A 26,228-nucleotide genomic window follows, 5' to 3' on the forward strand; every position below is an offset into this window, starting at 1 on the left:
ATGGTATCACCTGCGATGTACCCAAACCACCTCGAAATGACGAATGAATAATACAATTGGTATAGCGCAATAAAGAATTAATTAGATAGGATTTTCAGGCGTAAAACAAAAAACGGCCCACCAAACAAGTTGGTAGGCCGGTATAGCAAACTGGGGAGAAGCTATCAATTTGTTGCACCCTTTCAGATGCATCATCAACAGGATGTCCTACAGGATAGGACAGGCGGGACTTTAACAAAAGCACGCATTAAAATACAATCATATTCCTGTAAAACAGCTCGAATTGACGAACATATAACTATTTAATACAAATAGTTGCTTAAATTAACCTTATTTTAACTAAAGCTTGCATATACCTGATTGAATCGCTGTTATTCGCCATTTTTATTAAACATAAAAAAAGCGCCAAAAGGCGCTTTAATTAAAATGCTCAAATTGCATTAATGAGCTTGTTCCCAGTTGTCACCTTCATCAGCTTCAACTATAAGTGGTACATCTAGCGCAGCAGCTTGCGACATCAGTTCACAGATGTGTTTTGTGTATTGTGGTGCGCAGTCTGTTTTGATTTCAAATACTAATTCATCGTGCACTTGCATAAGCAGCTTAATTGTATTTGGCGCTTGTTCGTGTACCCAGCGGTTAACGCTCAGCATTGCCTTTTTAATAATATCGGCGGCAGTACCTTGCATTGGTGCGTTTATAGCAGCACGTTCGGCTCCTTTTCTACGCGCCCCATTACGTGCGTTTATTTCTGGTAAATGTAGGCGACGACCAAATATTGTTTCAACGTAGCCATTTTCAGCCGCTTTTTCGCGTGTTGTTTCCATGTACTCTAATACACCTGGAAAACGCTCAAAGTATTTATCTATGTAATGCTGCGCTTCGTGGCGTGGCACATCTAGTTGACGTGCTAAACCAAATGCCGACATACCGTAAATTAAGCCAAAGTTTACTGCTTTCGCCTTACGGCGCATATCGGTAGTTACATCATCAAGCTCTACACCAAATACTTCAGCGGCAGTTGCACTATGTACATCTAAGCCGTTAGCAAATGCATTTAATAGACCTTTGTCTTGTGAAAGATGCGCCATAATACGCAGCTCAATTTGACTGTAATCGGCAGCAACAATTTTATAACCATCTGCGGCTATAAACGCTTCACGAATACGACGTCCTTCTTCTGAACGAATAGGAATATTTTGTAAATTAGGATCAGTTGAACTCAAGCGCCCCGTAGCTGTAATTGCCTGATGATAAGACGTATGTACACGCTGGGTTTTCTCATTCACCATTAATGGTAATTTATCGGTGTAAGTTGATTTAAGCTTTGATAAACCACGATGCTCTATAATTACTTTAGGTAGCGGATAATCATGAGCAAGTTCTTGCAGTACTTCTTCTGCGGTAGAAGGTGCACCTTTAGGCGTTTTTTTAATAATAGGCAGCCCAAGCTTTTCAAACAACAGTACCTGTAGCTGTTTTGGTGAACTTAAGTTAAATGGTTCGCCTGCTATTTCAAATGCTTCTTTTTCAAGCTCAATTAAACGCTCGCCTAAACGTTGACTATGCGCTCCAAGCATATTGCTATCTATCGCAACACCGGTGCGTTCAATATCAGAAATCACACTAATAAGTGGCATTTCTATATCTTCAAATACCGATTTTAGCTTTTCATCAGCTGCTATTTTTGGCCAAAGCACTTCGTGTAAACGCAAAGTAATATCGGCATCTTCTGCGGCGTAAGGCGCTGCTTTTTCAAGTTCAATTTGGTTAAAGGTAAGTTGCTTTTTACCTTTGCCAGCAATATCTTCAAAGCTAATATTTTTATGACCTAGGTACTTAAGTGCTAGCGAGTCCATATCGTGACGCGTGCCTACACTATTAAATACATACGACTCAAGCATAGTGTCAAACTTAATACCATTTAGCGCAAAACCTGCATTCGCTAATACGCTTTTGTCATATTTAAGGTTTTGCCCTACTTTAGCTTTGTTTTCATCTGCCAAAATTGGACCTAGCTTTTGCATTACAAATTCAAGGCTTAATTGCTCAGGCGCACCTGGGTAGTCATGCGCTACCGGTAAATACACAGCTTCACCCGCTTTTACGGCAAAGCTCATACCCACCAATTGCGCTTTCATGTAATCAAGGCTGGTTGTTTCAGTATCAAATGCAAATAACTCAGCACTATTTAATTGATTTATCAGCGTATCAAATTGCGCCTCAGTTAAAATAGTTTCGTAATGAGCATCTTCTACTTTTGGTAATTCAGTAGCTTCGGTAGGTACAGCTAAATGTGTTTCAGCATCTTTAGGATTATCAAGTAATTCAGCTAACCAACGACGGAATTCGCACTCACCATATAATGCAATTAATTCGTCTTTGTTAGGCTCTTGAAGTTTGAATGTATTAAGATCAGATTCAACTTCAACATCACACTTAATTGTCGCAAGTTCGTAGCTTAAAGGCAGATGGTCAAGGGCAATTGCTAACTTTTCGCCTATTTTACCTTTAATCTCACTGGCGTGATCCATTACACCTTGAAGAGAACCATATTTTTCTAACCATTTAACTGCAGTTTTAGGACCACAGCCTTCAACACCCGGAATATTATCGACCTTATCACCCATTAATGCTAAGTAATCAATAATAAGTTCAGGGCCTACACCAAACTTTTCAACCACGGTAACGGGATCTGAAATACTGTCAGTCATCGTGTTTATTAGCGTAACGTGTTCATTAACAAGCTGTGCCATGTCTTTATCGCCAGTAGAGACGAGTACATGTCGTTTTTGCTCTGACGCTATACGTGCAAATGTACCAATAACATCATCAGCTTCAACGCCCTCAATACTAATTAGCGGAAAGCCCATCGCTTTAATAATACTGTGTATTGGTGCTATTTGAGTGCGTAAGTCATCCGGCATTGGCGGACGATTTGCCTTATACTCGCTATACATATCGTTACGGAACGTTTTACCTTTAGCATCAAATATAACCACCATATGTGAGGGATCGTATTGTCTGATCAAGCTTTTAAGCATGTTGATCACGCCATAAATAGCGCCCGTAGCTTCACCTTTAGAATTAGTTAAATGCGGCGGAGAATGATAAGCACGAAATAAATATGACGAGCCATCAACTAAAATAAGTGGGTTTTCGGGGATCTGAGCCATGGTGAATTTGGATCCTAAATGCAAAAAATTAAGGTAATTATAAGCATGCCATAAGGTAGTAAATAAAACGACAGTGAATTACTGCTTATCGTGTTATTAAAACTATAGCAAGCTGTGGATAAGTGTGTAGATAACAGCCACGAGCTATTCTTCCAAAGCATTATAAAATGCCTAGAAAATACTTTAACTGTATGTTTTAATTTAAAAAAGATAATACGAGGTTCTTTTTTTATTATTTTAAACCAATGTGGAAAAAGGTTTTCTAACGACTGCTTGTGTTGTTATTCACTTTGATTATTCGCGTCCATTTAAATAACCGGAGGAGTATTCTAGCACAATGGATCGAAGATCATAGCGATCCTTTATAATTTTTTTAAAGGCAAAGTGATCGCAAATGGCATAAACCGCAATACAACTTGCATAGGGAATGATTTTTGTACTAAAAATTTATTTTCGCGAGAAATTTTGAGCATGTTAGACTTCATCCGATCGACTTATAAAAAAGACTTTAGGGGCACAAAAGCATGAAAAACGTAGCGGTAATATTAGCAGGGTCTGGTGTGTACGATGGAAGTGAAATTAATGAAGCAATTTTAACTTTATTACATATAGCCAAAAATGGCGCAACTTATCAGTGTTTTGCACCGGATATTGAACAACTTCATACCATTAACCATTTAACGGGCGAAGTAATGCCTGATAAACGTAATGTATTAACAGAAGCGGCTCGTATTGCACGGGGTGACATTAAATCGCTGCTTGAACTAGACGTAACTCAGTTTGACGCATTAATTGTACCTGGCGGTTTTGGCGCTGCAAAAAACTTATGTGACTTTGCAATTAAAGGCGCAAAAGCAAATATTAATGAAGACGTACTTAATGCTTGTAAATCATTTGCAAAAGAAAATAAGCCTGCTGGTTATATGTGTATTGCACCCGCTTTGATCCCATTTATTTACGATAACGCTGTACTTACTATTGGTAACGATGCAGAGACAGCACAAGCGCTAAGCACATTAGGCGCTAAACATATAAATTGTGCAGTAGATGATGTTGTTATTGATCAGCCAAATAAGCTAGTTACAACCCCAGCTTATATGCTTGCGCAATCGATTATTGAAGCCGATGCAGGGATCGAAAAACTAGTTAGTAGCGTATTATCAATAAATTGATCTTAGGATCTAAAAGTTAATTGTATGACTGTTTGCAATTATTAAATTGCTTAACAAAAAACAGTAAATAATTAAATTTTATTGCGTTAACGCAAAAAGTAGTCAGTTTTATTAATAAAAACGCCTCTTAGCATTTTATAAATTGGCTCAGAGAGTTATAATCGGTTTAATTTCCGTCATCTTTAATCGTGATTGATCACGTTCAAATCGAAGTGAGCAAGGCAAAATGAAAAAATTAACAGCTGCAGCATTATTAATGCTAGCAACCACTGCATACGCACAGCCATATGATAACTCTATGACTGAAGATGCAATTAAAGCACGTCTCGCGCCGGTTGGTGCTGTATACCTTGAAGGCGACAAAGCTGCTGTAGCAGCGGCGCCTACAGGCCCTCGTTCTGGTGAGCAAGTGTATCAAGGTGCATGTTTTGCATGTCACGGTACTGGTGCACTAGGCGCGCCTAAATCGCCTGACGATTGGGCTCCACGTATAGCTAAAGGTAAAGACACTTTACTTGAGCATGCACTAAATGGCTTTAATGCGATGCCTCCAAAAGGCACCTGTATGGATTGTTCTGATGATGAGATAAGCGCTGCTATCGACTTCATGACATCTAAGTAAATACAGCTGAAATACACAAAAAAGGTTTACTTCGGTAAGCCTTTTTTAATACCTAAAATAGTGTTTCTAGCCAGTATGGTAGTACGAATATCAACTTGACGATAAGCGCTAAAAGTGAAAGTATAAGGCTAATAACTATACAATAAAAATAGCCGGTTAGATCATTGGAAGATAAACTCTCAGTATCGAGTAAATTGGCGTATCAAAATAAACGTCTAAAAACATTACTCAATAAATACAAACAATCACATCACTTACAAAATGCGCTGATACAATTATCAGAGCAAGCAAGTACTGTTGCCGAGCTAACCCTACTTTATCCCGCTATCCACGACATTTTACAAAAATATGTGCCGAGTAAAAGTTTTTATGTGGTGCTATTAAATCAATACAGTCAATCGCTAGAACTTTCTTACTTTTCAGATGAAAAAGATGGTATTGCCGTCGCCCTTAACCAATCAAATAGCTTTGATGAAGGCGCCACTGGTTATGTATTTAAACAGGGTAAAACCACATGTTTTACCAAGCAGCAAATGCAAAATGCCGCAGCAGAAGGCTTATTTAAAGCATTAGGCACTCCAGCAGAGCATTGGGTAGGTGTTCCAGTTTACCAAGAACACAATATTATCGGTGTTTTAGCAGCGCAAAGTTACGATACAAAACAGGGCTATAGCTCACAACAAATACAATTACTTGAGTTTATGTCGCTTTATTTAGCAACTGCAATAGAGCGTGTAAAAAAACGAGAGCTCCTTGAGTCAGAAGTTAAAATTCGTACCCGAGCACTCACTCAAAGTAACGACGCGTTAAACCTTGAAATAGAACAACGCAAACGCGCACTTCAACGCCAACAAATTCTATTTAAAATATCTGAAATAGCAACGCAAGCTAAAAACCTTGATGATGCTTACTTTAAGATACATGAAATAATAAAAACAATTACCTACGCAGAAAACTTATATATTGCACTTTACGATAAAGAGTCTGGCTGGATAAGCTTCCCTTATTGTGTAGATGAATTTAAAGAAAACACACAACCAAGACGCTTTGCTAAAGGTTATAGTGAACTGGTAATAAGCACTGAAGAAACGCAACTTATACACCCGTGTAGAGCAAAAGAATTAATAGAAAGCGGTGTAGTACAAAGAGCTAAGCCTGTACAAAAAGAGCAAATGGCCACCAGTTGGTTAGGCGCTCCACTTAAAACAGCTCAAGGTGTTATCGGCCTTATTGTTTGCCAAGCTTACGATAACAAACATATTTTCAGCCGGGATGATTGCGAGTTAATTACCTTTGTATCTCATCAAATTGCAACGGTTTTACAAACAAAGCTCACCAATCAAGCGATTGCAAAAAGCCATCAAGAACTCGAATTTAGAGTAAACGAAAAAACCAAAGAATTGCGTCAAACAAATCTGCACTTACAAATGCAAATAGATGAGCGTAAAAAAATAGAGCAGCAGCTTTATCACGACGCACATCACGACTCTCTTACTAGCTTACCTAATCGCAGCCTCTTTTTAACTCAGCTTGAAAAAACACTACAACATTATCAGCGCTTTCCTGAACATAATTTTGCTGTTTTATTTATTGATTTAGATAAGTTTAAAGACATTAACGACCAGCTTGGTCACCATGCTGGCGATCAGTTTTTAATTAACGTTAGTGAGTTATTTGCCCAGTGTATACGCGAACATGATTTACTAGCACGCTTAGGTGGCGATGAGTTTGTTATTTTATTAACGCACTTAACTGAGCCTCAACAAGCAGAAGATGTCGCTAATCGTATTATCGATTTAATGAAAAAGCCTTTTTTCCTTAAAGGCGAATCACTTCAAAGTGGTGCTAGTATAGGAATAACCTACTCAAAGAAAAGCTATACGCATACGGATGAAATTATTCGTGATGCCGATGCTGCAATGTATCACGCTAAAAACTCCGGAAAAAATCGCTACGAGCTATTTCATCCGCTATTAACGCAATCAATACCTGCGCAGGCACTAAAAGCACAGCATCACCTTGATATATTGCCTATGAGTTTTAGAAGCTCAGAAATAATTACTCTTGATGAACAACATCAGTCTGAATCTTTATTTGAAGCATTTGGTGAACACCCAATACTTGGCTTTACTAGCTTTGATATTTTGAAAAAGTTTGCATCAGATAAAGAACAGCACCTCGAGATAGAGTTACAGTTATTACAACGCGCTTATGCACAAGCAATTACCGCAAATGTAACTATGGCGCTGGTTCCTTGCTCTGGTTTACTACTCGAGGAGCACGAATTTGTTTTATTTACAGATACGCTAAATAAACAACAAGGACATAGCCAGCTCTGTTTGCTATTTGATGAGCAAGAAATTCGTCACGCAAGCGCAACACAAATAGAAAACCTCAAAAAGCTATCACAACTTGGTTATTCAATTGGTTTAAACAATTTTGCTAAAGATCGATGCGAACTTAATTTACTAACCGATATTAATTTTGACTATCTGCTACTTAGCTCGACCTTTAGTAAACGTGTTTTACAACAAGAAAGTTACGATTTTCAGCTACAAGGGGTGCTAGCAATTACGAAGCTCAAAGCAATGAAAGTCATTGCTAAAGGCCCATCAATACTTAATTTTAGAGCTTTACTAGACAAGCACGGTTTGGCATTTTTTGTGGGAAAACAACACGCTCTAGTGTGTTCTGAGTTACCTGAAATACAAGCAACCCAGTCTTTATAAAATTAGCCTGAGGTATTACTCAGGCTTTTTAAACATTGCACGAAGGTTAGCGACTCTTGCTTGGCCTTTTTCCATTCGCTCTGCTTGCGTATTTGGCGCCTTTTTATTTTCAAACGCGAGATCGTCCTGCGGTAACTCTTGTACAAATCGGCTTAACTCAGTTTGTGAGGTTTCACCAAATTGACGACGTATTTTTGCATAAGTAAGTGTTAACTCCTGCTGTGCACGAGTAATACCAACATAAGCTAAGCGGCGTTCTTCATCTACGTTATCTTCATCAATACTTACCTGATGCGGAAGTAAGCCCTCCTCCATACCTACCATAAATACGTATGGGTACTCTAAGCCCTTAGATGCATGCAGTGTTGATAAGTGCACCGCATCGGTTTCATCTTCTTCTTCGTTACGCTCAAGCATGTCGCGAAGGGTTAGCTTGCTAACAACCTCGGCTAATGTCATTGGTTCGTTGTCGGCATCACCGGTCAACATATCGGTGATCCAACGATACAGCTCAGATACGTTTTTCATACGCATTTCAGCGGCTTTAGCACTCGGTGACGACTCGTACAAATATGCCTCGTAATTAATATTACGCACTAAGTCTTTAACAGCTTCGAGCGTATCACCGCGTACTGCGTTATCTGATAGCTCAACAACCCAGCGTGCAAACCCAGCAAGCGCATTAAAACCACGCCCTTTTAGTCTGTAGCCTAAATCGTTATCAAAACAGGTAGCAAATAAGCTCATGTGCTTTTCGTTAGCAAGCGTACCAAGCTTTTCAAGTGTGACCGTGCCTATTTCGCGTCGTGGTGTATTTACGATACGTAAAAATGCATTGTCATCATCTTGATTAACTAGCAAACGTAAATACGCCATAATATCTTTAATTTCTGAACGAGCGAAAAACGACATACCGCCACTAATTTTATAAGGGATACGGTTACTCATTAATGATTTTTCAAAGCCACGTGCTTGATGATTACCACGATATAAAATCGCGTAATCTTTATAGCTGGTACGCTTCATAAACTTATGTGAAATTATTTCAGCAACCACACGCTCAGATTCATGCTCTTCATCGCGGCACCCTATTACTTTAATCGGCTCACCATAACCTAGTTCACTAAATAACTTTTTCTCTATGTCATGTGGGTTATTCGCAATTAAAATGTTAGCCGCTTTTAGTATTCGCCCTGCACTTCGATAGTTTTGTTCAAGCTTTATAAGTCTAAGCCCTGGGTAGTCTTTACCTAGTAGTACTAAGTTTTGCGGGCGAGCACCACGCCATGAGTAAATTGATTGATCGTCATCACCTACCACAGTAAAACGGGCACGCTCGCCTACTAGCAATTTAACAAGTTGATATTGGCTTGTATTGGTATCTTGATACTCATCCACCAGCAAGTATTTAAAGCGTTGCTGCCAGCGCTCACGAGATGTGGCGTTATTAGTAAGTAACAAAGTAGGGATCATAATTAAATCATCAAAATCCAGTGCGTTATAAGCACGTAGCTGATTTTGATAGCGAGCATACAGCTGTGCAAACAATGCCTTTTGCGCATCACGCGCTTCGCGTATTGCTTGCTCTGGCAGTACTAATTCGTTTTTCCAACTACCAATTTCCATTTTAAGTAGTTTGAGTAAGTCCTTGTCTTTTTTTAGCTCATCTTCGGTGAGCTCACTTAGAAGCTGATTGGTATCTTGATCATCAAATAACGAAAAGCCGGGTTTAAACCCTAATGTGCTTAACTCTTTTTTAATTATTTCTAAACCGAGTGTATGAAACGTTGATACCCATAAACCTTTAGCGTCTTGCTTTCCGAGCGTTTGCAGTACTCGTTCACGCATTTCTTTGGCTGCTTTATTGGTAAAAGTAACAGCGGCTATATTTCGCGCTTTGTACTCACATTTTTTCACTAAATAAGCGATTTTATTCGTAATAACACGGGTTTTACCAGAGCCTGCGCCTGCGAGTACTAAGCATGGACCACTAATATATTTTACGGCTTCATCTTGTTTAGGATTGAGTTTCATAACGACCAAAGAAATTTAAAAGACGCGCAATTTTAACGTAACCATTACTGCGAGCATAGCAATTGCCTTAATTAATTAAGGTAAAGATGATCATGTGTTAAATACCGTGGGTATAAGGTAATATTAGTTATTATTATTTTAGGCCGCATCAAAGGGACAAATATGATCAACCCAGCAAAACTTGAAGAAATTGCTAAGCAAATTACTAGCAATATGCCACAAGGTGTAAAAAACCTAGCAGAGACACTCGAAGGTAAAACAAAGCAAGTTTTACAAAACAAGCTTGCTGAGATGGATTTTGTGAGCCGTGAAGAATTTGATGTGCAAAGCCAAGTACTTATTCGTACTCGCGAAAAACTAACCGAACTTGAAGCTAAAGTTGCATTGCTTGAGCAACAACTTAGCACTAAAACTGATGCTGAATAATTATACCAATTGCATTAAATTAGTGTTCTATTATAGCGATAAGAAAATAGCTCAATAACAAGGCTAAAATTATGGTACATAGTTGTTCTATATAAATAATTTTTAACGTAGTTAGTGAGTTATTTAATACGCTAGAATGATCATTTTTTTAATAAAATTGGTATTAATTTAATGTACAAAAAAGGCAGCTTAGGCTGCCTTTTGCGTTTTACCAAGTTTATTCAAATAGCTCATCAAGTACGTAATAAAATAACTTAGCCTGTTGCTCTAAGCTCACACTCAGCATTTTTTGCGCAACTTGCTCGCCAGTTATTGGTTTGTAACGCTTTAAAAACGGAAGTCGTGTAATAACAGGAAAAATAATACTGCCTATCTTTTCTGCCACTCTAAATTGCTCACGATCACCCAATAATAAAGACGGTTGTAAAATACTTATTTTATCAAAAGGGAGTGCTTTAATATGTTGCTCAAGCTCACCCTTCATTTTCAAATAAGCACTATTACTGTGCGTGTTCGCCCCGCTTGATGACACTAAGCAGTAATGCGTAACACCATTACATGCCGCTAACTGCGCCGCTATAAACTGATAATCAAAATCTACTTTACGCTGAGCTTGTGTAGAGCCCGCCCGTTTACGGGTTGTGCCCAAACACGAAAACAATACGTCACCTTTGAAAAGCTCAACGTATTGAGTTAATTTTTCAAAATCAATAACGTGATTAACTAGCTTTGCGTGTGTAATAGGCAAAGCCCGACGACTTAACGTAACCACTTTGGTATAACGATCGCTATTAAGTAGCTTATGTAGCAACTCATTACCGACCAAACCTGTAGCACCTATTAATATCGCCGTTTTAGTCATAAATTTATTTATTTTCGCCCACTTTATTAAGTACGTGCTGCACTGCTTTTTTGTAGCTTTGCGTTTCTTCACTCGCGCACGTTACTACAGATTCTAAATCATGAAGGTGGCCGTTTTCTAAACCATAAACCCAACCATGAACGCTTAGCTCTTGGCCGCGCTCCCACGCATCTTGCACAATGTTAGTACGGCATACATTACGCACTTGCTCAATTACATTTAGCTCAATGAGGCGGCTTAAACGTTCGCTTTCAGGCATTGCATCAAGTTGTTCAAGATGCTTTTCTTTTACATCCCCTACATGGCGTAGCCAATTATCAATAAAGCCAAATTTTGCATTGTTTAAAACGGCTTGTACGCCACCACAGCCATAGTGACCTACTACCATGATATGTTTTACTTTTAAAACCTCTACAGCGTACTGCATAACCGACAAACAGTTATGGTCAGTGTGTACAACCACGTTTGCAACGTTACGATGCACAAATAATTCGCCTGGTAATAAATCAACTATTTGATTAGCAGGTACACGAGAGTCTGAACAACCAATCCATAAATACTCTGGATTTTGTTGCATAGATAAAATTTTAAAAAACTCAGGATCAGCTTCGCTTGTACGTGCAGCCCAACGTTTATTGTTATCGAATAAATTTTTTAACTTTCTCATTGCATCTCTTATTAAGTCGAGGACGGAAATTTAATGGATATTAGCAAGAATCAAAATATTACGAGGCGTTAACTGCTTTTCACAAAACGTTTTAACGCTTACTTGATAGCCTTGCTGTTGCAAATATAAAGCACGATCGAGCACAAGCCAAACTTCAATTGCTCTTCTGAACACATGTCGAACCAGTTCAACTCGGTCAGTTATTTTTTTTCGAGCAACACCAATATCTAAATATTTATTATAATCAGTACCTTGAGGTAGGTTTATTGCCTTTTTATCTGCAGCCCATGCACAAAATGATTTAAACGAATCTGAAAATATAGCTTTGTTAACCGAAGGTACGCTTACATAATATTGCTCGCCAGTAATCAATTTTCTAAGTGCGTCAAAACCAAGTCGCCATTCTAGTTCTGTTTTACGTACTTTTTCCAGACGAGAAGGCGCTGTAACGGTTTCTTGTAATGCGAGCTTTAAATCGCGATGCGTTAGGTTAAGCTCACTATGGTTTGCAACCTCACTCATTGCACGGTACTCATTAGCCGTAAATAAATGATAGCAACAAGGTGAAAAGCTAATTTGCTGTACTTTCGCTGCACTTGCTTGACGCATAAATGCTTGGTGCAAACCACCACATGCGTGTAGCGCTACGGCATGCATATCAGCATTAAAAAATTGAGTGATATCCTCTTTTAATACATCTGCTTGGCTAAAGTGCATTGCCAAGCCTTGTTGCTGTGCACTTTTTTGTCCTTGCTCGCATAAGCTTTGTTGCAGTTCAATACTATGCACATCACTTGCGCCATTAAAAGCAAGCATTCGCCCTAAGTGTCCTTTACCCGCACACCACTCTAAAACTGGTTGCTTAGTATTAGGTAGTGCAGATACAAAGTCTTGTAACTGATCAAACTTACGACCTTTAATGCCGTTACTTATCCAAAACGGATAATCAGATCGAGAGTGTGCAGAGCTAGGTAACTCACATAGCTTAGCAAGTTCATCAAGTTGGTTTATGTGTTGGCTAAAAAATTGGTATAGCTGATTTTGATCGTTATCAAGAACGGTTACCTGATCATCAGTTAGTTCGTTAAGTATGCCTTGCAGCTCTGGCCAAGGAATAGTGTCAAAATCAAATGCGGTGCACTGCCAATACTGACGATGGCGCGTTAAAAGTGAATCAAGTGCAAAAAATTGCTCGGCTAAAGTCATAACAGCTTAAAAAATAAAAAGACAATTAATTATATCAGCTCAGTGAGCTCTCATTAAGCAGTTATTTTTGGCTAAAAATAAGCCGTAAATACAAAGGTATTGAAATAATACTCACCAAAATAGCTGCTATAAGCATCCATGATAATTGCATCTTTTCAGGCTCTTGGTATTTATAAATAAAGTGAGATTTCACTTCGTCAAATTCGTTTTGCTGTATGCCATATAAGTCAGCTATTAAGCGCCACTTTGCTATCGACATATGCCCTAAACTGGTAGTGGGTGGGGTTATATAACTTTTTAGTACTTCAGCCTCAAAGGCGAGCTGATGAAAGCTCTTACTCGGTGCATAGTTTTGCTGGGTGACTGCAATGGCTTCATCCATATTCAGCATTGCATAGCGCCAACCTTTTAGGCTCGCTTGGTAGAATTTTTCGACCGTTTGTGGATTTTGCTTAAGCATGTTTTCGCTGGTAAATAAAATGTCGCTATATACATCCATACCATAACGCTGTGGGCAAACAAGCCGATGAGCTACGCCTTGTTGAGTCATATAATAAGGCTCTGTAGTAACATAAACTTGCATAGCATCTAGCTTGTTTTCAATCCAAGCCTGGTTAAAATTTTCGCCATTGTAAACTTTGAGTTTATCTACATCAACGCCACTGCGTTTAAGCATAATAAGTAGCTCGGTGCCGTCATTTTTGCTCACAGCAGTGATACGTTTATTAACAAAGTCACGAGGGTGAAAAATATCAGACGTGTCTTTTACCATCCAGCAATAAGGTGAAAACTGCAATAAGGCTGCCATTGCAACAAAAGGCTGACCATTAATACGTTGCTGTAAAATACCGGAATGCCCTACACCAAATTGTGCTTCGCCACTGGCCACAGGACCAAAGGTATCAGGTTTCATTGGATTAGCTTGTTTAATAGTTACATCAAGGCCCGCTTCATTATAAAAGCCTTTTTGCTTAGCCATATAGTAGCCAGCAAACTGAAACTGATGTGTCCATTTTAGCTGTAATGTGACTGATTCTTGCGCCGCGATATGGCTGCAAAAAAAGCACAATCCAATGATTAATCCTTTAAATAGCAAATAGGTGTCCTCAAAAAGTATGACGATTACCTGTAACTATATGTAAAACGTGTAATAAAGCAAGCACCCTAGTTAGGTGCCTGCCTTTAAAGAAGAGTTATACTGAGGCGAGTTTTTCGGCTTTTTCTGCTTGCGGTTTTGATGTTAAAAATTGGGTAAAACACGGATTTTGTGTTTCATCTTGTACACTGTAACCTAAGCGATTCAAATGCTCGTTAAACATTTCATACTGACTCGGCTCAATAGCAAAACCTGCCAGTACATTCCCCATCGAACCACCGTGATTACGATAATGAAATAAGGTAATGTTCCAATTGCTGCCTAAAGTATCTAAAAAGCGTGCAAGCGCACCCGGATACTCAGGAAATTCAAAACGCAATAAACGTTCATGTAATTGCTCTGGTGCTTTTCCGCCAACCATATAACGCACATGTAATTTAGCGAGTTCGTTATCCGACAAATCGCAAAATTGATAATCGTTATTTGTTAAGTCTTGCTTTAACTCATTAAGCTCTTGCTCGCCTTGGCGCAGAGCAATGCCCACAAATATTTGTGCTTCACCAGGTCCTGCATAACGGTAGTTAAATTCAGTAATAGCACGGCCACCTAAAGAAGCACAAAACTGTTTAAAACTGCCTTTTTCTTCTTTAATAGTAACCGCTAATAGCGCTTCGTTTTTTTCACCCAGCGCAGTGCGCTCTGCTACATAACGCAGGCGATCAAAGTTTAAATTAGCACCCGAAAGCACAGCCGCTAAATGTAGTCCTTTTAACCCCGACTGCTGACTCCACTTTTTAAGCCCAGCCGTTGCAAGTGCACCTGATGGCTCTGCAATTGCACGCGTAGATACAAAAATATCCTGCATGGCTGCACATATTTCATCGCTAGTAACGGTTACAACTTCATCGCAAAACTTTTGCGCTAAACGAAATGTTTCAGTGCCAATAATTTTAACCGCTACGCCATCGGCAAAACTACCAACGCGATCAAGCTCTACTGGCTTACCGGCTTCAAGTGCTGCTTGTAAACACGCACTTTCGTCGGCTTCTACGCCAATTACTTTTATATCTGGACGCAACGATTTAATGTAAACCGCCATACCAGCAAGTAAACCGCCGCCACCAACAGGAATAAACACAGCATCAAGCTCGTTTAATTGCTGCATTAACTCGCGTGCTACAGTGCCTTGACCAACAATGACATCCGGATCGTCAAATGGCGGGACAAATATACCGTTACGCTGCTCTGTAAGCTCAAGCGCATAGGCTTTTGCTGCATCAAAATGATGGCCATGTAATACAACTTCACCGCCAAGTGCGCGCACTGCGCTGACTTTTATTTCAGGCGTTGTTACTGGCATTACAATAGTTGCTTGATGCCCAAGGTGAGATGCACTCAATGCAACCCCTTGAGCATGATTACCCGCAGAAGCAGTAATAACCACTGAGCCTTTAGGTAATTTATTTAATTTGTTATACGCACCGCGTAACTTAAATGAATACACGGGCTGTTGGTCTTCACGCTTTAACCAAACATGGTTACCTAGCTTTTTACTGAGTTCAGCCATTTCGCTAACCTCAGTAACTTTAGCCAAAGGCTCCATGTTTGCTTGAATAATAGCGCGAAAATAATCGAGCTCTTGAGAGACCATAATTAACTAAGCGCCTCCAATTTAGCTAAGTCGCGCACTGCGCCTTTATCGGCACTTGTTGCAAGTAATGCGTAAGCCTTTAAAGCAGACGATACATAACGCTCACGATCAACTGGCTTGTACGCCATTTTTCCGCGTGCTAATTGCTTTTGTTTACGTGCCTCAAGTTCTTCATCGCTTAGCGCTAATGTGATTTCACGTGTTGCGATATCAATAATGATTTTGTCGCCATTTTCAACATAAGCGATTGCACCACCACTCGCCGCCTCTGGCGATACATGGCCAATTGATAAACCCGAAGTACCACCCGAAAAGCGACCATCTGTAATAAGAGCACACTTTTCAGCTAAGCCTTTCGATTTTAAGTAGCTTGTTGGGTATAGCATTTCTTGCATACCTGGGCCGCCTCTAGGGCCTTCATAACGAATAACCACTACATCGCCGGCTTTTACTTCGTTATTTAAAATCCCTTCAACTGAATCATCTTGTGATTCGTATACAATGGCGGTGCCTTCAAAATGTAGCATTTCGTCAACTACGCCAGCACTTTTTACAACACAACCATCAACCGCTAAATTACCCGAAAGCACAGCTAAACCACCGTCTTGGCGAAAAGCGTGTTCAACGCTTCGAATACACCCATTCACACGGTCATTATCGCCTTCATCCCAGCGACACTCTTGGCTCATTGCTTTAGTAGTACGAATGCCCGCAGGACCCGCACGGTAAAATTTGCGCGCTACCTCGTTAGTTGGGTCGGTTGCATCCCATTTTTTAACAAGCTCAGCCATTGTTGACCCAGCTACATGATTAACCGACATATCAACTAAGCCCGCTTTACCAAGCTCACGTACAACTGCCATCATGCCACCAGCACGGTGTACATCTTCAATATGGTACTCTGGTGTTGCTGGTGCAACTTTACATAAAAACGGTGTTTTACGAGAAAGCGCATCAATATGCGACATATCAAAATCAACGCCGGCCTCTTGCGCAGCAGCGAGTAAATGTAATACGGTATTTGACGAGCCGCCCATTGCAATATCAACAACCATTGCATTCATAAAGGCTGTTTTGTTAGCAATAGCGCGTGGCAATACATCTTGATTATCTTTTTGATAATACTCACGACATAAATCAACAATACGAGCCCCTGCTTCAACATACAGTTGTTTACGGTCTTTATGAGTGGCAAGCGTGGTACCGTTACCCGGAAGTGCTAAGCCTATTGCCTCTAGCAAACAGTTCATTGAGTTTGCAGTAAACATGCCTGAACACGAACCACATGTAGGACACGCAGAGCGCTCTACTTGCTCTGAATCTGCATCACTTACCGACTCATCTGCGCCTTTAACCATGGCATCAACTAAATCAAGTTTAATGTCGATGTTAGCAAGTTTAGTTTTACCTGCCTCCATTGGACCGCCCGATACAAATATTACCGGAATGTTTAAACGAAGGGCTGCAAGCATCATCCCAGGGGTAATTTTGTCGCAGTTTGAAATACAGATCATCGCATCGGCGCAGTGACCATTTACCATGTATTCAACCGAGTCAGCAATTAAATCGCGTGAAGGCAGCGAATAAAGCATACCGCCGTGTCCCATCGCAATGCCATCATCAATAGCAATGGTATTAAATTCTTTTGGAACGCCACCGGCTTGGGTTATTGTCTCACCCATAAGCTCACTAAGCTGATTAAGGTGTACATGCCCTGGTACAAATTGTGTAAACGAGTTAACTACGGCAATAATCGGTTTACCAAAATCAGAGTCGGTCATACCTGTTGCGCGCCATAATGCTCTTGCGCCTGCACGTTTACGTCCTTCAGTTGTTGTTGCACTTCTTAATTTAGCCATAGTTACCTCAGTTTTTGCCGCAATATAAGCGGGCATTCCTCATTCTAAAATTGGTGAATAACCGAGTGACTCAGTTACTCGTAAATTATTTTTTAATTCGTAATTACACAGCCTGTTGGTGCTGTAAATTTTGTAAAGTGACTTCTTTTACATCTACCAGCTTGTTTAGCTGGCTGGTTAGTAGGTGAATAGGTTTATCACTATCTACCGTCATGGCTACGTTGTATAAGCCATCATCCATATTGAGCTGAAAATGCGTTAGGTTAAAACCACGATGACGCACCACTCGTAAAAAGCGCTCTACCGCTATACTTTGGCTTTTTAATGCAATAGTTAGGCTGTGTTTCATTTTGCTTTCTCCGTCATCATTTCGTCGTTAGCAGCCCCAGGTGGTACAAGTGGCCAAACATTTTCTTTATCATCAATACAGGCATGTACTATGTACGGGCCTTTGCTGTTAACTAATGCTGTAATAGCATCATCAACTTGGTTAGCGTGGGTAATTGTTTGCCCTGGAATACCAAATACAGCAGCTAGTTGCACAAAGTCTGGGTTATCCGAAAGGTTAGTTTCAGAGTAACGTCCTTCAAAAAACAGTTCCTGCCATTGGCGAACCATACCCAAGCGCTGGTTATCTAAAATTAATATTTTTACAGGTAAATTATTACGGCGAATCGTGGCCAACTCTTGAATATTCATCATTATTGAGCCATCGCCCGATACAGTGATAACAAAGTCATCAGGGCGTGCTACTTGTGCGCCAATAGCAGCCGGTAAACCAAAGCCCATTGTGCCTGCGCCACCACTACTTAAATGATTACTCGGGTGAGTAAACTTCATGTGTTGTGCTACCCACATTTGATGCTGACCTACATCGCAACACACAACGCCAGTTTTTGGCATGCGTTGGCTCAGTTGGTTTAATAAGTACGGTGCGTAAACCTTCTCACCTGGGTAGTCGTAACGCCACGCGTGCTTGATATTCATTTCTTTATTTGTGTCACACCACGCTTTAGGTGTTACAAAGCACTCAAGTGCAGGTAACGACGTTTTTAAATCAGCAATTAATGAAGCTTTAGCAGGTTTTCGCTTACCGACTTCAGCGGCATCAATATCTAAATGAATTACTTTAGCTTTAGCTGCAAATTTAGCTAAGTTACCCGTTACGCGGTCATCAAAGCGCGCACCTATACACACAAGTACATCACATTCTTGCACGGCAATATTAGCGGCTTGACCACCATGCATACCTAGCATGCCTAAGTAATGCTCGTAGTCAGGTAACACACTGCCTAATGCTTTTAGTGTTGATACAGCAGGCATCTGGGTTTTATTTAAAAACTGCATTAACTCGTCTTGCGCATCAGCGGCTTGTACACCACCGCCTACGTACGCTACAGGCTGTTTAGCCTCACTCAACAATTGATTAGCAATAGCAACTTGCTTTAAATCTAACTCAGGTAAGTATTCATCAGCTGCAAGCCAAGGCTTAAAAGGTACTTGCGCCATTTGAATATCTTTTGGGATATCGACAAGTACAGGACCTGGTCGGCCGCTTTGCGCTAAATGAATAGCTTCTTGTAATATCTCTGCTAAGTCTTCCGCTCGTTCTACCATGTAGCTGTGCTTAGTACACGAAAGCGACATACCTAGTACATCTATTTCTTGAAACGCATCTGAACCAATAGCTGCAGTAGGCACTTGGCCGGTAATCGCCAATAATGGTACTGAGTCCATCATCGCATCAGCAAGGGCAGTTATTAAGTTAGTTGCACCTGGGCCCGATGTAGCAAAACACACACCTAATTTACGCGTGCTGCGAGCATAACCAACAGCTGCAAACCCTGCACCTTGCTCATGACGAGTAAGGTAGTGTTTGACTGGCGCGCCATACAGCGCATCGTAAATTGGCATAATAGCTCCGCCTGGGTAGCCAAATACTTCATTTACGCCGTGTTTGGCCAATAAGTCGATTGTTAGTTCTGCGCCTGTCATTAATAAACCCTCATTCCTCAGTGACAACCCAATTACATTTTTACGCTAAAAACTTTGCCCTTAAAACTAAAAAGCCCTCCGAACGGTTAAGTGCGGAGGGCTTTTTTAATGCTTAAGTTTTTAAAGCACTACGAAGCCCTCGCGGGAATAATCACCACGATAATAATCAGGACTAGGTTAAGTGCGTTTGTAAGCATGTAATTAATACCAAATTTTGTTCAATTATCGCGAAGGTTATTCCTTCGCTCTCTTTTTATATTAGTACCGCGCTAGGCCCTTTAAGTCAACACCAAAGTTAATCTAACAAAAAGACTAAAAGGCAATTTATCAGGTTTTAAAATTCATTATACAAGCTAGTAGTGGTTTTTTTATGCTCTAATTTTATTCTCAGAAATTCACTATTCTTATATCCCTTATTTAAGGTTTGATTAATTTTTAAGAATATTTTTATAAATAAAATTATTTATAACCTTCAGGTAATGCGTAGGTTCTCTTAAGCGACTCTTAAGTGTTGTTGCATAGCATGGCGTTGTTATTTTAAACGAGCCTAAATATGAACGTAATTAGTCAAACACCAGCACAAAAAAAGCCAAATCGTAGTAAACGGTTTTACATTCACTGTAGTGCAAATGCCTTTGTAGTGATGATTGCCTGTTATTACTGTTTAGTTATAAACATTCCTTTTATTCAAGGTTCGTTTAGCGCCATAACCTCTCTTGCATCTTTTTCATGGCTATTTTTACTTTCAGTCCCGCTACTTTTGTTATGTCTTTTAATTATTTTCTTTTCGATAGTGTCGGTTAGATGGTTATTAAAACCAGTTAACTATCTTTTACTGATAATTTCTAGCGCCGTGCTTTACGGCTCATTAAATTACGGTGTTGTGTTTGACTATTCAATGATTCAAAACACGTTCGAAACAGATTCAAGCGAAGCGCTGAGCTATTTAAACCCGCAGCTCATAGCCTTTTTACTACTTTTTTGTGCGCTACCTGTTTTTATATTAAGCAAAGTAAAAATACACTTTACTCGCCCTCATCAAGAAGCGATTAGCCGCATAAAACTTATTATTGCCTGCTTAACGCTAATTGCTTTAGTGGTCGCTAACTTTTACGCCGATTACGCAGCCACTGGACGTAACAACCGCATTTTGAAAAAAGAAATTATTCCGTTTCAGTATCTCTCTAGCGGTTATAAATATATGCGCGATCAACTGCTGTACACCAATATAGAATTTAAAAACATAGATGCAGCACCCACCCTAATTGCGCCTAATACCACCAGCGTAACAGTTATAGTTGTTGGCGAAACCGCACGAGCAGAAAACTTTGCTTACCAAGGTTATAAGCGCAACACAAATTCTTACACACAAAAGTACAATGTGACGTATTTCAATAATGTGGCGTCTTGTGGCACCGCTACTGCTGTGTCTGTGCCGTGTATGTTTTCACTGCAAACACCAGATAACTTTGATCGATTAGCAGCCGACAACCAACAAAACCTGATTGATTTAGCACAACAAGCTGGCAGCGACGTACTGTGGGTTGATAACAACAGCGGCTGTAAAAACGTATGCACCCGTGTTGTTAACATTGATATCCCAACCACCCCATCAGCGCTTTGCGATGGGAAATATTGTTTTGATGAAGCACTTATTGCTCCACTTAAGCGCAAACTCGCTAATTTAAGCCAAGCTAACACCGTTATCGTCCTACATATGATGGGCTCACACGGGCCAACTTACTTTAAACGCTACCCAGATAAATTTAAGCAATTTACGCCTACGTGCGATAGAAGCGACATTCAAAACTGCTCACTCGATGAATTAGTTAATACCTACGACAACACAATTGCGTACAGCGACTTTGTTAACGCTCAAGTAATTGAGCAATTAAAAGCACTACCAAACAACATAGATAAACAGTTTTTATATGTCTCTGATCATGGTGAATCACTTGGCGAAGGTGGGGCTTATTTACATGGTTTTCCGTATAGCTTTGCACCTAGCACACAAACGCACGTTCCTCTTTATATATGGGCTGATGAGCATAATCAGCGCATTACTAATACCTGTTTAGCTAATTTAGACACCACTGCTGCACGCTCACACAACAATATTTTTCACACCCTTTTAAATTTAATTGGCATTAAAAGCAAAACGTATCAGGCATCGCTCGATTTACTTGCTAGCTGCCAAACAACACCAAGCGAAATACAATTATGAGCAATAAAACTGTTATAAAACGCCAAGGCTTAATGCGCCTTATTTTTACCTTAAGCCATTCTTTTAACGGCTTAAAATGGATGAGTCGATTTGAAGCGGCGTTTCAACAAGAGTTAGCAATGTTTTCGTTACTCGGTGTGTTTGTGTGGCTACAAGAAATTGCACTAAGGGATAAATTACTGCTTGTCGCCAGCCTGCTTTTTGTATTATTTGCTGAGCTGGTAAATACGGCAGTTGAGGTTGTAGTTGATAGAATTGGCAGTGAATACCATGAGCTTTCAGGGCTCGCTAAAGATATTGCCTCTGCAAGCGTGTTTATAGCTATGCTAATTGCCGCACTTATTTGGTGGGCTGTGTTATGGGCATAAAGCTAACTTTTATACCTAAAATAACGAGGCTAATATTTAAAGTAATACCTAAAATACAAAATGCACTTGGCCCTGTATGGATTTTTGTTGTATTTGCTGTTTTAGCACTTAGTTTTTTAACACTTGCTCGCTTTGGTTTAAGTGTATGGCAAGGGGAGCGTGTATTTGGATCGCATGCGTGGTTGTCTATATTTATAGGTGGTTTAAGAGTTGATATAGCCACTTTAAGCTACATTATTATGCCCGCATTACTACTTACCTTACTGATGCAAAGCGTAGGTTGGCAAAATAAAGTACGCGGCCTAATTAAAATTTACTTAGTGGGGATGTCTGCTTTACTCGTTTTTTTTGAAGTGATTACGCCTACGTTTATAAACGAGTACGACTTGCGCCCTAACCGCTTATTTATAGAATATTTAATTTACCCTAAAGAAGTCTCAAAAATGATTTTTTCAGGCTATAAGTTAGAAGTATTTATTGCTGTTATAGCACTTGTTTTAAGCTGTAAATTTGCAAGCAAAATATTTAGCAATCAATGGCAAAGTAAGTCATCACTAACAGGCTTAAACCAATCAATTTTAGCGCTTGTTTTAGTATGCTTAACTATTTTGGGCGCGCGTAACTCATTAGGGCACAGACCACTTAACCCCGCCATGGTCTCGTTCTCTACTGATCACTTACTTAACGACTTAACTCTTAACTCACTTTATAGCGTCGCATTTGCAGTAAAGCAACTCTCTAACGAGCAATCAAGCCAAGACTATTACGGTAAAATGCCCACCGATGAATTACTTAGTATTGTGCGTAGTAACATGCAAAATACGCAGGCTGCATTTAATGATGCAACCGCCCCCACAAAAACGTTTCATGCAGCAAGTAATATAGATAAGCAAAAAAACCTAGTCATTATTTTACAAGAAAGTTTAGGCGCTCGTTATGTAGGAACACTTGGCGGTTTACCGCTTACACCTAATATTGATGCACTTTATAAACAAGGCTGGGGATTTGATAATTTATACGCAACAGGTACACGCTCTGTTCGTGGTATTGAGGCGGTAATTACAGGATTTACACCAACACCTTCGCGTGCGGTTGTTAAGCTTGATAAATCACAACGTGATTTTTTTACCATTGCTGATTTTTTAGCAAAGCAAAATTACAACACACAGTTTATTTATGGTGGCGAAAGCCATTTTGATAACATGCGCAGCTTCTTTTTAGGCAATGGTTTTAAAAGTATCGTAGATACAAATAACTTTAAAAAAATAGACTTTAATGGCTCGTGGGGCGCATCAGACGAAGACTTGTACGACCAAGCCGACATAGAACTTACTAAGCTTAAAAATCAAAACAAACCCTTTTTTAGCCTTATATTCTCAAGCTCTAATCATAGCCCGTATGACTTTCCTGACGATAAAATAACGCTGTACGACAAACAAAAACAAACTCGTAATAATGCAGCAAAGTATGCAGATTACGCGCTGGGCACCTTTATCAAAAAAGCCAAGAAATCGAGCTACTGGGACGATACCGTGTTTATAGTTATTGCCGATCACGACTCACGCGTATCGGGTTCTAATTTAGTACCAGTTGATCACTTTAAAATTCCGGCCGTTATTTTTGGTAAAGGTATTACCCATAAACGAGATAGCCAACTAGCCAGCCAGATAGATATTCCTGTGACTCTACTGTCTTTGATTGGCGCAAGTGGTAAGCACCCTATGATAGGCCATGATTTATCAAAGCCAATTAGCGACAACAAACAACGCGCAATGATGCAATACGACAAAAACTTTGCCTACATGCACGATAATAAAGTGGTGGTGTTACAACCACAAAAACCAGCAACCACCTATACGTATAGCAATAACCAGCTTGTGCCATGTGAAAACGATGAGCAATTAGTAAAAAAAGCCCTAGCCCATGCGAACTTGGGTAATTTAGCCTACACAAATGGTTGGTACCATTAGTTCTTATTCTTGCAGTGACTTGATAATAAAGCCTTGTTAAAGTAACAAGGCTATTTTTATAAACCGAGTAAACATGAAAATCCTCGTTATTGAAGACTCTGAAGCACTAAGACGCAGCTTGCAAGTTGGCCTTAGCAACCTTGGTTTTACCGTAGATGAAACAGGTGATGGCTCAGAAGGGTTGAGTATGGCACTCAGTGGAAACTACGACCTCCTCGTACTTGATTTAATGCTACCGAGCGTTGATGGCATGAGTATTTTACAAGCACTGCGCAGCAGTAATAGCCAAAGCCGTGTGCTAATTTTATCGGCACGAAGTGAGCCTCAAGATAAAATTAGCGGCCTTATGAAAGGCGCTGACGATTATTTAACTAAGCCATTTTCGTTTGAAGAACTCCATGCTCGTGTCCTTGCATTACTTCGTCGCGGTTCACTGCAAAACCAACAAAATACCCTTACCGTAGGTGATTGCGTATTAGATCTGTCACTTAAAACTCTTCACTACAAGCAACATGCCATTGAGCTCACGCGTAATGAATACAAAATAATAGAATGCTTATTTAACGCCCCAGAGCGAGTATTAGGGCTCGAGCTTATAAGTGAAGCCGTGGTAGGCCAGTTTGATATGCTCTCTAAAAATGCGCTTGAAGCACACATCTCAACCATACGTAAAAAAGTAAGACAGTTTAATGGCGAGCTCCCGATAAAAAACAAACGTGGATTTGGTTATGTCGCAACAACAAAATAAAAGTCACTCAATAAAGCGTAAACTCGTTAATAATATTAGCGCTGTGATCTCAGTTATTTTATTCACCATATTTTTAACCGTTGATTTAAGTGTTGATACTTGGGTGGAAGATCAGTTCAATCAGTCTTTAACTAACAAAGCTAACTACTTAAAAACCTTAGTTGAAGATGACAACAACGTGGTTGAATTTGATTTTGCTGGTGAGTTTATGTCGGAGTATGAAGCAGCCGATGCCACGGAGTTTTACCAATTATGGCATGGCCGTGATGTGTTTGAACGCTCGGACTCATTAGCGCTTTATGAAAATGCTAACCTACCTTTTTTAGAAATGCCGATAAACGAATCTAAAATTATAGATTACGAGCTTCCTAACGGGCGTGATGGCCGCGCACTTATAAGTCACTTTGTAGCCCAAAAAGACGATAGAAACCCCACTCACTCTGCTGTTTTTAATACCATGACGCTTGCAATCGCAGCGCCGACAGCCGAACTTAATAAAGTACTGATTATTATTGATGTGGTCTTTATTTTAACCTGTGTACTTGGTGTGTTTGGTGTGCGCTATTTAGTGACACGTATTGTAAATAAAGGCCTGCACCCGCTACACAACTTAAACGACCAAATTAAGTTACTCGATATTACCGGTGTTGCGCAAACAATAGAAAGCGACTTTAAAGTAGAAGAAATAGAACCTATACGTAACGAGCTAAATAAGTTTATTACCGTTAATCAGCAACTCTATAGTAATGAAAAACGCCTAACAAGCGACATTGCACACGAGCTTAAAACCCCAATAGCTGAACTCATAAGCCTCTCAGAGGTGGCTATTCGCTACCCTGACGATAAACGCATTAGCGACACCTATACCAGTGATGTGCTTAATATTTCACAGCGTATGAAAACGATTGTTAGCAACCTATTACTGTTGCAGCGCTCAAGTAGCAGTGCAATGCAATTAAATGCACAAAATATCATTCTAAATAACCTAGTAAATCAAATTGTTGATGAGCTGACCTTTAAGCACCCAAGTATTAAAGCGCGTTTAAATAATGAGATAACTGACGAGTTTACACTTAATGCTGACGAATTTAGTTTAAATACCATTTTATGTAACTTAATCGATAACGCACTATTTTATGGACTCCCTGAGGCACCAATTAAATTAACTGCCGTAAATAACAGCACAAACATGAACATCTCTGTTAGTAACAAAGTAAATAAACCACTAAGTAGTGAACAGCTCACTGCTATTTTTGACCCGCTCTATCAGCTAGATTCATCTAGAACTAATAACCAGCGCCATGGTTTAGGATTATCAATTGTACAGAGCTTATGTAACTTAAATGGCTTTACTATCACGGCCAGTAATACCGAAAACAATACGTTAACGTTTATATTAACGTTACCTCTGAAGTAAATTTAG

19 protein-coding genes are annotated in these 26,228 nt (G+C 39.8%); 9 read left to right on the forward strand and 10 right to left on the reverse strand.

Annotated features, from left to right (window positions below):
* Nucleotides 1-440: 440 nt before the first annotated feature.
* The gene (gene polA / locus GQR45_RS01395) at nt 441-3,176 is read right to left on the reverse strand and encodes a DNA polymerase I (RefSeq protein ID WP_165724890.1); all 2,736 of its coding nucleotides are present in this window, start codon (nt 3,174-3,176) and stop codon (nt 441-443) included.
* Nucleotides 3,177-3,700: 524 nt separating this feature from the next.
* Here polA and elbB point away from each other — a divergent pair.
* From elbB to GQR45_RS01410, 3 genes are all read left to right on the forward strand, one after another.
* Nucleotides 3,701-4,348: an isoprenoid biosynthesis glyoxalase ElbB gene (gene elbB / locus GQR45_RS01400; RefSeq protein ID WP_007582090.1), complete on the forward strand. Its 648-nt coding sequence runs from the start codon at nt 3,701-3,703 to the stop codon at nt 4,346-4,348.
* A gap of 226 nt (nt 4,349-4,574) precedes the next feature.
* Nucleotides 4,575-4,970 (forward strand): cytochrome c5 family protein, encoded by a 396-nt coding sequence (locus GQR45_RS01405; RefSeq protein ID WP_007582093.1) that lies wholly within the window; start codon nt 4,575-4,577, stop codon nt 4,968-4,970.
* 164 nt (nt 4,971-5,134) lie between these two features.
* Nucleotides 5,135-7,699: a diguanylate cyclase gene (locus GQR45_RS01410; protein ID WP_165724891.1), complete on the forward strand. Its 2,565-nt coding sequence runs from the start codon at nt 5,135-5,137 to the stop codon at nt 7,697-7,699.
* A gap of 15 nt (nt 7,700-7,714) precedes the next feature.
* Here the strand turns inward: GQR45_RS01410 and rep are convergent, their stop codons facing one another.
* Complete coding sequence (gene rep / locus GQR45_RS01415; protein ID WP_024589913.1) at nt 7,715-9,733, reverse strand: DNA helicase Rep; 2,019 nt, start codon at nt 9,731-9,733, stop codon at nt 7,715-7,717.
* Between the two features lie 162 nt (nt 9,734-9,895).
* Between rep and GQR45_RS01420 the strand changes: the two genes are divergently transcribed.
* Nucleotides 9,896-10,159, forward strand: coding sequence for an accessory factor UbiK family protein (locus GQR45_RS01420; protein WP_007582099.1), 264 nt, complete (start codon nt 9,896-9,898; stop codon nt 10,157-10,159).
* A gap of 217 nt (nt 10,160-10,376) precedes the next feature.
* Here GQR45_RS01420 and GQR45_RS01425 read toward each other — a convergent pair whose 3' ends face one another.
* From GQR45_RS01425 to ilvG, 8 genes are all read right to left on the reverse strand, one after another.
* Nucleotides 10,377-11,021 carry an NAD(P)H-binding protein gene (locus tag GQR45_RS01425; RefSeq protein WP_024594415.1) on the reverse strand — a complete coding sequence of 215 codons (645 nt, stop codon included), beginning with the start codon at nt 11,019-11,021 and terminating at the stop codon, nt 10,377-10,379.
* A gap of 4 nt (nt 11,022-11,025) precedes the next feature.
* Nucleotides 11,026-11,688 carry a carbonate dehydratase gene (can, locus tag GQR45_RS01430; protein ID WP_007582103.1) on the reverse strand — a complete coding sequence of 221 codons (663 nt, stop codon included), beginning with the start codon at nt 11,686-11,688 and terminating at the stop codon, nt 11,026-11,028.
* 30 nt (nt 11,689-11,718) lie between these two features.
* Nucleotides 11,719-12,894, reverse strand: coding sequence for a methyltransferase (locus GQR45_RS01435; RefSeq protein ID WP_165724892.1), 1,176 nt, complete (start codon nt 12,892-12,894; stop codon nt 11,719-11,721).
* 61 nt (nt 12,895-12,955) lie between these two features.
* Complete coding sequence (locus GQR45_RS01440; protein ID WP_165724893.1) at nt 12,956-13,990, reverse strand: ABC transporter substrate-binding protein; 1,035 nt, start codon at nt 13,988-13,990, stop codon at nt 12,956-12,958.
* 97 nt (nt 13,991-14,087) lie between these two features.
* Complete coding sequence (gene ilvA, locus GQR45_RS01445; protein WP_007582109.1) at nt 14,088-15,641, reverse strand: threonine ammonia-lyase, biosynthetic; 1,554 nt, start codon at nt 15,639-15,641, stop codon at nt 14,088-14,090.
* Nucleotides 15,642-15,643: 2 nt separating this feature from the next.
* Nucleotides 15,644-17,500, reverse strand: coding sequence for a dihydroxy-acid dehydratase (gene ilvD / locus GQR45_RS01450; protein WP_010553830.1), 1,857 nt, complete (start codon nt 17,498-17,500; stop codon nt 15,644-15,646).
* A 103-nt stretch (nt 17,501-17,603) separates the two neighbouring features.
* The gene (gene ilvM / locus GQR45_RS01455; RefSeq protein WP_010553831.1) at nt 17,604-17,849 is read right to left on the reverse strand and encodes an acetolactate synthase 2 small subunit; all 246 of its coding nucleotides are present in this window, start codon (nt 17,847-17,849) and stop codon (nt 17,604-17,606) included.
* Nucleotides 17,846-19,495, reverse strand: a complete 1,650-nt coding sequence (gene ilvG / locus GQR45_RS01460; protein WP_007582116.1) for an acetolactate synthase 2 catalytic subunit — start codon at nt 19,493-19,495, stop codon at nt 17,846-17,848. Before ilvG ends, ilvM begins: the two co-directional genes overlap by 4 nt.
* A gap of 553 nt (nt 19,496-20,048) precedes the next feature.
* Between ilvG and GQR45_RS01465 the strand changes: the two genes are divergently transcribed.
* From GQR45_RS01465 to GQR45_RS01485, 5 genes are all read left to right on the forward strand, one after another.
* Entirely contained in the window at nt 20,049-21,719 is a 1,671-nt protein-coding gene (locus GQR45_RS01465) for a phosphoethanolamine--lipid A transferase (protein WP_165724894.1), read from the forward strand.
* The gene (locus GQR45_RS01470; protein ID WP_165724895.1) at nt 21,716-22,087 is read left to right on the forward strand and encodes a diacylglycerol kinase; all 372 of its coding nucleotides are present in this window, start codon (nt 21,716-21,718) and stop codon (nt 22,085-22,087) included. The genes GQR45_RS01465 and GQR45_RS01470 overlap by 4 nt, the downstream gene beginning before the upstream one ends.
* Nucleotides 22,078-24,057 (forward strand): LTA synthase family protein, encoded by a 1,980-nt coding sequence (locus GQR45_RS01475; protein ID WP_206008478.1) that lies wholly within the window; start codon nt 22,078-22,080, stop codon nt 24,055-24,057. The genes GQR45_RS01470 and GQR45_RS01475 overlap by 10 nt, the downstream gene beginning before the upstream one ends.
* Before the next feature lie 73 nt (nt 24,058-24,130).
* Entirely contained in the window at nt 24,131-24,805 is a 675-nt protein-coding gene (locus GQR45_RS01480; protein ID WP_024594409.1) for a response regulator transcription factor, read from the forward strand.
* Nucleotides 24,786-26,222, forward strand: a complete 1,437-nt coding sequence (locus tag GQR45_RS01485; RefSeq protein WP_165724896.1) for a HAMP domain-containing sensor histidine kinase — start codon at nt 24,786-24,788, stop codon at nt 26,220-26,222. Before GQR45_RS01480 ends, GQR45_RS01485 begins: the two co-directional genes overlap by 20 nt.
* Nucleotides 26,223-26,228 lie beyond the last annotated feature (6 nt).

It is taken from the genome of Pseudoalteromonas sp. SA25, from assembly GCF_011378705.1.
Taxonomy (GTDB): Bacteria; Pseudomonadota; Gammaproteobacteria; order Enterobacterales; family Alteromonadaceae; genus Pseudoalteromonas; species Pseudoalteromonas arctica.